Raw genomic sequence first — 7,605 nt, 5'->3', positions numbered from 1 at the left:
ATGCTGGGCCGACTGTTGTCGGGAGTCTCTGCCGGCATCTTCACAGGAACCGCCACCGTAGCCGTGATCGAACTCGCGCCGCCCGCGTGGCGCGGCAAAGCCATGCTCGCGGCTACCGCCTCCAATATGCTCGGGCTGGGTTGCGGTCCTTTGCTAAGCGGCATCATGGTCGAACTGTTTCCCTGGCCGACGCAGTTGCCCTATACGGTGCATCTGGCGCTGGTCGGCATCGCCGCCCTCGCCGTCCGCGGTGTGCCGGAGACTGCCACGATTCCCGCGCGGGTGAAGCTCGGCATCCAGAGAATTTCGCTTCCTGTCGAGGTACGCGGTGCATTCATTCCTGCCGCGCTAGCGGGGTTTGCCGGGTTCGTCGTGGTGGGCTTCTTTGCGGCGGTCGCCCCTCAACTGATTCGGGTCGTCCTCGGCTTTCACAGCGGCATAGTCACCGGCTCGATCGTGTTCCTGCTGTTCGCGTGCTCCGCTCTCGGGCAGATCGTGCAGACGATCATTGCTGCCCGGTGGCGGCAAGCGGCCGGGTGCATTGGCCTCGTCGTGGGACTGATCTGCGTCGGCCTGTGCGTGCCCGAACGCTCGCTCGGCCTGCTCTTGCTCGGCACCGCCCTGGCAGGAATCGGGCAAGGCATCAGCTTGCGCGCCGGGTTGGGCGAGATCGCGTCGGCGGCGCCCGCGCACCGGCGAGCGGAAGTTACGTCGAGCTTTTTCGTCGTGCTTTATGTGGCGATCTCACTACCTGTGATCGGTCTGGGCTTCGCCGTGCAGCTCGCCGGCATTCAGCGCGCGACGCTGCTCTTTGTCGGCTTGACGATCGTGCTTGTGCTCATCGCGCTGCTCCTGCTGATGCGCGGGCAAGCGAACCAGCGGACAGACGCTCATGCGATCGGTGACTGAACAGGAAGCCGGTCGCAGTCAGCGCAGCACCCGCCTGGAAAAGCGTCGGCGACCACGGACTCGAAAGCAGTTGATGGATTGCGGCCCACTGGCATCGATTCTGATCCTGCCGCGAAGCGGTCCGCAATGCCACCTGCGCGTCACCCTCAGGCGCCTTCCCGCGCCGGAAGCAGCGCTGGCGCGCTCGTGAGGAACGCGCGCACGTGCATCGCAATCACCGCGTCGCTCGGCGTGGTGTTGTCGTTCGAATAGATACGGCGCCGAATCGCAAGGTGGGATACCGCGCCGTGCAGCAGCCAGCCCACCTCGGTCAGATGCGCCGGATCGGCCGGTACGCCGCATCCCAATTCGTGCGCTGTCTCACTGACAACGATTTCGAGCGCATGCGTGACGACCGCGTTAGTGTACGTCGGCGCCATTTGCAGATCTTCAAGCGAAGAGTACAAAAACAGCCGGAGCCACTGCCGCGTCAGCAGGGTATCGTAGTAGTCTCGATAAAAAGTATTGAGCCTCCTTTCAAGCGGCACACTGCGGTCTTTCAATTGAACGAACCAGATCGCCTTGAAGCTGCCTACGATTTCACGCTTGTAAACTTCGTCGATCAACGCCGCCTTGCTAGGAAACAGGCTATACAGCAAACGTTGCGAGACGCCACAGGCTTCGGCGATCGCGCGAGTCTGCGCGTTCAAACCGTGCTCGGCGAAATATTCCGCGGCTTTCTCCAGCACGCGTGCCTGACGCTCAGCGCGCGGCAAACGCTGCGGTGCTTTCTTCATCGGCCGCTTGACCGGCGCGCGACCCGCACCGGTCTTGCCGCCCGGCTGTGCAACATCCTTGGGTTTAGCCTTCATGACGCTCCTGTGTCCATCGCTTTCGAAAAATAAGTCTTCACATGACGACTTATGATTTGCTACAGTATATCGTCCGGGTACGAGGAAGAATCTCCCCAGGTCACCCAAGCGCAGCCATGCATTATCTCAGGCTACCGCGAAGCCAGTCCCGTCTTTGAGCACCATCAAATGCAACGGCTCCAACAGGATGCGTTTGAGGGCCTGCCGCATAACCCGAATTCCGTTCTCCGTCCATGTCTTTGTCAAGCCGCCAGTCAGTCATCATTGCGCTGATCGTCGCTAGTGCGTATTTCATGGAGAATCTGGATGCGACGGTGATCGCGACCGCCCTGCCGCACATGGCCGCCACATTCGGCGTTACATCCGTGAGCCTGAGCATCGGCATGACTGCCTATCTGCTGGCGCTCGCGGTCTTCATTCCAATCAGCGGATGGGTGGCCGACCGCTTTGGACAACGTTCGGTGTTCGGCTGCGCGATCATCGTGTTCACCGGCGCCTCCATACTTTGCGGGCTGAGTAACGGCCTCTTCGAATTCACCGCTTCGCGAATCCTGCAGGGAATTGGCGGGGCAATGATGGTGCCGGTAGGCCGCCTCGCCGTGCTGCGCAGCACCGAGAAGCGTCACCTGATGCGCTCGATAGCCTATATCACGTGGCCTGGGCTTGCCGCTCCGGTGTTGGGACCAGCGCTGGGTGGCTTCATCTCGACCTATTTCAACTGGCGGTGGATCTTTCTACTAAACGTACCCATCGGTTTGCTGGGTCTGGTGCTCACAGCCCTATTCATTCCGAACTACCGCGAACCCACCCGCCGCCCCTTCGATGTGCCGGGGTTCGTGCTGAGCGGTGTCGCGTTGACGTGCCTGATGTACGGCATGGTCCTGATCGGGCAACCGCACGGCGACTGGCGCACCACGACCGCCGCGGTGCTCTCCGGCTTTCTCGCCGCAATCCTGGCCGTCCGGCATTTCGGCCGCGCCGAACATCCGCTGATCGATCTTTCGCCGTGGCGGATTCCGACGTTTCGCGTGACCCTCGACGGCGGTTCGCTGTATGTCGTCTCGGTCAGCGTGTCACCTTTCCTGTTGCCGTTGCTGTTCCAGATAGGCTTCGGGTTGAACGCATTCGCTGCGGGGTTGCTGGTGCTCGCCTACGCAGCCGGCAATCTCGGCATGAAGACCGTCACTACCCCGATCCTGAAACGCTTTGGCTTTCGCCGCGTAATGATCGTCAACGGGTTGCTTACCGCGGCCACGATCGCGTTGTGCAGCCTGCTCTCACCGGATACCCCGCGCGCGCTGATCATGCTCGTGCTGCTGGTGGGCGGCCTGTGCCGATCGATGCAATTCACAAGCATCAACACGCTCGCGTTCGCGGACGTCCCGCCGGCGCGAATGAGTTCAGCGAGCACGTTCTTCAGTATGGTCCAGCAGATGACCATCGGTCTGGGCATCGCTTTTGGCGCGATCGCGCTGCACGTTGCAGTCCTGGTTCATGGCAATCACGCGCAACTGTCAGTGGCCGATTTCCGGGTCGCCTTCGAGCTAGTCGCCGCGCTGGTGCTGCTATCGGTCCTTTACTTCATCGGCATAGAACCGGATGCAGGCCGCGAGGTAAGTGGCCATACACAGACGGCATCGCGATAGCGCCGAATTGAAGCGGGCGAATACGCATGTCCTGATGGGCTCAATGGTAGAACTTGAAAAGAGAGAGAGATAGCCAGTGCAGGAAACAAGCGCTACCCCGTGCGCAGCACGACCGGACGCCCCCGCCGGCGTCATGCCGGCAGTGAACGTAACAGCCCCCCACAGCGCGTCGCAACAGATGCTGATTCTTGTGGGCATTTGCATCGCAGTGCTCGTGCTGCCGCTGAATTTCGGCGGTGCGGCCGTGTCCGCGCCAGCCATCGGCATTGCGCTGGGCGGCGGCCCAGTGGCGGTCAACTGGATTCTCAACGCTTTTATGCTGAGCTTCGGCAGCACGCTGATGGCCTCCGGAGCGCTTGCCGATCTGTTCGGACGAAAGCGTGTCTTCGCCACAGGCGTCGTGCTCTTCGCGTTGACGTCACTCGGGATCGCCGCGTCGCCGTCTCTATCGTGGGTCGATTTTCAGCGCGCGCTACAGGGCATTGCCGCCGCGTTGGTGCTGGCGGGCGCGTCGGCAGCGCTCGCCCAGGAGTTTGACGGAGAAGGGCGCGCCCGCGCGTTCAGCATGCTCGGCACCACCTTCGGCCTGGGCTTGGCACTTGGCCCATTGCTCGCCGGGTTTCTCACCCAGACGTTCGGTTGGCGCTCGTTCTTCCTGGCAGATGCCGCAATCGGCTTGACCGGATTCGCACTCGGAGTGCCGAAGCTGACAGAATCGCACGACCCCAATGCCAGGGGTCTCGATTGGTCTGGCGCCGCCAGTTTTACCGCCGCGCTGACACTCTTCACATTCGGGCTGTTGCAAGCGCCGGAAAGCGGCTGGAGCAGCCCTCTCGTCGTTGGACTGTTCTCGGGCGCCGTGGCGATGTTCATCGCGTTCGTCTCGATCGAAAAGCGTGTTGCCCGGCCAATGCTCGACCTGTCGCTGTTTCGCTACCCGCGCTTCGTGGGCGTTCAGGTGCTCCCGTTGGCGACGGCGTTTTGCTACGTCACTCTGCTTCTCGTCCTGCCGACGCGATTCATCGGAATTGAAGGACATTCTGCTATCGATGCGGGCGTCATGATGGTCTCGCTATCGGCGCCAATGCTCTTTGTGCCCATCACGGCTGCGTTCCTCACGCGATGGATGTCGGCCGGTGTCATTTCAGCGGTCGGCCTCGTCATAGCGGCGGCCGGTATGCTTTGGTTCGGCGACATCGCGCCCGACGCGCCAGCCGATGCGTTGGCGCTTCCGCTGTTCATCATCGGAGTCGGAGCCGGCCTGCCGTGGGGCCTGATGGATGGCTTGTCCGTCAGCGTCGTCCCAAAGGAACGCGCGGGCATGGCAACCGGCATTTTCAGCACGACGCGTGTAGCGGGAGAGGGCATGACACTCGCAATCGCCGGCGCGATATTGGCGGTTCTGACACGTCTGAGGCTATCGGATGCACTGGCAGCGTTACCGCCCGTGTCGCGCGATGCCGCCGCGCAAGCCGCGCAACGCGTGGCAACCGGCGATCTGCCGCATGCCGCCGCTCTTCTGCCCGGGCTCGGGCAACCTGTTCTCGCGCAAGCGTACGACGACGCGTTCCGCATCCTGCTCCATATTCTCGTGGCAATCACGCTGGCCTCCGCGCTCGTCGTGCTGGCATTTCTCGGCCGCACGCGATCCGCTGCGGAGCCCAGCAATAACGGCCGCACGCTTTTGGGAGGCGAAGGCGTGGCTGACTAAGCCAACACGCTTACGATCATGTCAGCCAGATCAGCCGACCGCCCTACCCCTCGCAGCCCCATACTTTCCCCCATGGACACACATTGCGACGATACGCTTTGCGCCAACGACAACGCGCAAAAGAAAACCGATGATCTTGCGCGCGACATCATTGAGCAGATCGCCGATAAGTGGAGCATTTTGGTGATCGACGCACTTGGGACTCGTGGCGAGATGCGTTTTTCGCGCCTGCGCGAACACATCGGCGGCGTCAGTCAGAAGATGCTCACGAAAACGTTGCGCCAACTCGAACGCGACGGCCTGGTTTCGCGCCACGTGCATCCAGTGATACCGCCGCGCGTCGACTATCGGCTGACACAGCTCGGAGACAGCCTCCTCGCCAAGATCTGCGGAATTTGGGATTGGGCCGAAAGCCACATGACCGAGATGGAAGCGGCGCGGCTGGAGTTCGATCGTAGGGAAAAGCGCGCCGATACTTCGCGCTCACCCGACCCGGCGACCCTTTGAACTGCGTGGTTGGTACTTCTGTGTTGTAAATGTAGCCGGCAGTTCGATGCCGGCAACGGCGAGCGAGGCTTCAATTGAGCCGGTCAATGATGCTCGGTTGGCAACGAACCGCGTATCCGGAAGGCGCCGACCGCACTGCGCAACGCAAGCGCCTGTTCTTTCAGTGATCGCGTACCGGCCGACGCTTGTTCCACAAGGGCGGCATTTTGTTGCGTCGCTTCGTCCATTTGCACGATCGTTTGTCCCACCTGCTCGATGCCGATGCTCTGCTCTTCCGACGCCGCGGCGATCTCGGCCATGATCTCGTTGACCTGCCGTACCGATTGCAAAATTTCCGCCATCGTCGCACCGGCGTCGCGCACTCTGAACGACCCCGCCTGAACACGCTGGACCGATTCATCGATAAGCGCTTTGATTTCCTTCGCAGCGGTCGCCGCGCGCTGCGCAAGTGACCGGACCTCGCTCGCGACAACCGCGAAGCCGCGCCCCTGCTCGCCCGCACGAGCGGCTTCCACTGCCGCATTGAGCGCGAGAATATTGGTCTGGAACGCTATCGCCTCGATGACCGAAATGATCTGTGCGATCCGCTCCGACGAGGCCGAGATTCCGTCCATCGTTTCAACCACGCTTTGCACAGTTTGACTGCCGCGCGTGGCTATCTCCTCGGCCACCGTAGCTACCGCGCTGGCTTGCCTCGCGCTGTCCGAATTCTGTTTGACGGTGCCCGTGAGTTGATCCATCGACGCTGATGTCTGCTGCAGCGACGCAGCTTGCGATTCCGTGCGCCTGGACAAATCTGCATTGCCCTGGCTGATCTGAATACTTGTCGCAGAGACGCCGTCGGCATGCTGCCGCACCCTTTCGACGACCTCATGCAGTGCGTTGCGCATCCGCTCCATGCTCGCAAGTATGCTGTCGTTGTCGCCAGGTCGCACCCGCACCGCCTGCAACAGGTCGCCGCTGCGGATCGCGTCAGCCAGATACTTGACCTGACCCGGTTCGCCGCCAAGCGCCCGGGTGATGTCATGCGTGATCCAATAGGCAATCACACCGCCTATTGTGATTGCCAGACCGGTCAGCACGAGCATCAGCACCTGGAATGTGCGCCCAACTTCCCGCGCCGCGTGCCCCTGTGCACCATTCAATTGCTCTTCGAGATTAATGAATCGATCGATGGCGTCCAGCCAGTCGACGAATGCCGGCCGGGCCTGTTCAAGCAGCACGCGCTGCGCACCGGCTGCGTCCCCCGCCTGCTGCCTTGCAATCACGTCGGCCATCAAGGGCAGTGTGCGAGCCTCGTCGGCCTTGATGGCCATCAGCGCGGGCTGCTCCTCGTTAGAGGCCGCGCTGCGAACAGCGACCATTTTGTCGAGCGGACCGGCTGCCTGCTGGTACGCCTCGTTCAATTCCTCGATATGCGACAGCACCGAAGGAAGTTCTCCCGGTGGCACGAGCACCGCGTCGCGCAGCGCAATGGCGCGGTTGTGCACGCTTCCGCGGAATGCGATCGCGTAGGTTTCCTTCACGCTGTTGATGTCGTTGATTGTCATGAGGCTCGCATTGATCTTGTCGACGCGCGTGATCCCCACAATCGTCAGCGCGATAAGCGCAAACAGAATCAATCCAAAACCCGCAGCAACCCGCGTCCCTGTGCGAACATTCTGAAGTTTCAACATCGCTCCCTGTGCGATAACTTTTACCAACCTATGTACCTGCTTGCGAATGTCCAACGTGCGCTCGGTTGGCGAACATCCGAGTCACGGCCTTATCGCGCGGCGAAGAAGTCGCGCACGACGGTCAGCGCCGTTTCGACGGCGCCGGCGGAGACGTCGAGGTGCGTCACCGGGCCCTGCTGCGTCTGGCATGCTGCACCGCTCATCGGAATCTCCGCAAAGAGCGCCGATCCTGGCACTCGGATCGGGTTGAGGCAATACACAGCAAAGCTGAATCTGTTACATAACAGATTCACAGCGTTGAAATG

The 7,605-nt window shown here is 61.7% G+C and carries 6 protein-coding genes and 1 pseudogene; 4 read left to right on the top strand and 3 right to left on the bottom strand.

The genetic code is table 11. The annotated features are described in order from the left end of the window. The gene (locus VGH68_RS21090) at positions 1-909 is read left to right on the top strand and encodes an MFS transporter (protein ID WP_331605639.1); all 909 of its coding nucleotides are present in this window, start codon (positions 1-3) and stop codon (positions 907-909) included. Positions 910-1,055: 146 nt separating this feature from the next. Here the strand turns inward: VGH68_RS21090 and VGH68_RS21085 are convergent, their stop codons facing one another. After that, complete coding sequence (locus VGH68_RS21085; RefSeq protein ID WP_331605638.1) at positions 1,056-1,868, bottom strand: TetR/AcrR family transcriptional regulator; 813 nt, start codon at positions 1,866-1,868, stop codon at positions 1,056-1,058. Between the two features lie 125 nt (positions 1,869-1,993). Here VGH68_RS21085 and VGH68_RS21080 point away from each other — a divergent pair, with 125 nt between their 5' ends. From VGH68_RS21080 to VGH68_RS21070, 3 genes are all read left to right on the top strand, one after another. Beyond that, positions 1,994-3,406 carry an MFS transporter gene (locus VGH68_RS21080; RefSeq protein WP_331605636.1) on the top strand — a complete coding sequence of 471 codons (1,413 nt, stop codon included), beginning with the start codon at positions 1,994-1,996 and terminating at the stop codon, positions 3,404-3,406. Between the two features lie 178 nt (positions 3,407-3,584). Beyond that, positions 3,585-5,117, top strand: a complete 1,533-nt coding sequence (locus VGH68_RS21075) for an MFS transporter (protein WP_331605635.1) — start codon at positions 3,585-3,587, stop codon at positions 5,115-5,117. A gap of 72 nt (positions 5,118-5,189) precedes the next feature. After that, positions 5,190-5,624, top strand: a complete 435-nt coding sequence (locus VGH68_RS21070) for a helix-turn-helix domain-containing protein (RefSeq protein WP_331605634.1) — start codon at positions 5,190-5,192, stop codon at positions 5,622-5,624. Positions 5,625-5,707: 83 nt separating this feature from the next. Here the strand turns inward: VGH68_RS21070 and VGH68_RS21065 are convergent, their stop codons facing one another. Together VGH68_RS21065 and VGH68_RS21060 are read right to left on the bottom strand one after the other, a co-directional pair. Continuing rightward, positions 5,708-7,354: a methyl-accepting chemotaxis protein gene (locus tag VGH68_RS21065; RefSeq protein ID WP_331605633.1), complete on the bottom strand. Its 1,647-nt coding sequence runs from the start codon at positions 7,352-7,354 to the stop codon at positions 5,708-5,710. A 35-nt stretch (positions 7,355-7,389) separates the two neighbouring features. Then, positions 7,390-7,605, bottom strand: a pseudogene (locus VGH68_RS21060) (hypothetical protein); the annotation flags it as partial.

Origin of the sequence: Paraburkholderia sp. (genome assembly GCF_036488505.1) — a bacterium.
Taxonomy (GTDB): domain Bacteria; phylum Pseudomonadota; class Gammaproteobacteria; order Burkholderiales; family Burkholderiaceae; genus Paraburkholderia.
This window is presented reverse-complemented; position numbering and strand designations above follow the sequence as displayed.

Bases quoted from the DNA above. Each gene is read 5' to 3' on its own strand.
- VGH68_RS21090 (WP_331605639.1), top strand. From the start codon at position 1: ATGCTGGGCCGACTGTTGTCGGGAGTCTCTGCCGGCATCTTCACAGGA.
- VGH68_RS21080 (WP_331605636.1), top strand. From the start codon at position 1,994: ATGTCTTTGTCAAGCCGCCAGTCAGTCATCATTGCGCTGATCGTCGCT.
- VGH68_RS21075 (WP_331605635.1), top strand. From the start codon at position 3,585: ATGCTGATTCTTGTGGGCATTTGCATCGCAGTGCTCGTGCTGCCGCTG.
- VGH68_RS21070 (WP_331605634.1), top strand. From the start codon at position 5,190: ATGGACACACATTGCGACGATACGCTTTGCGCCAACGACAACGCGCAA.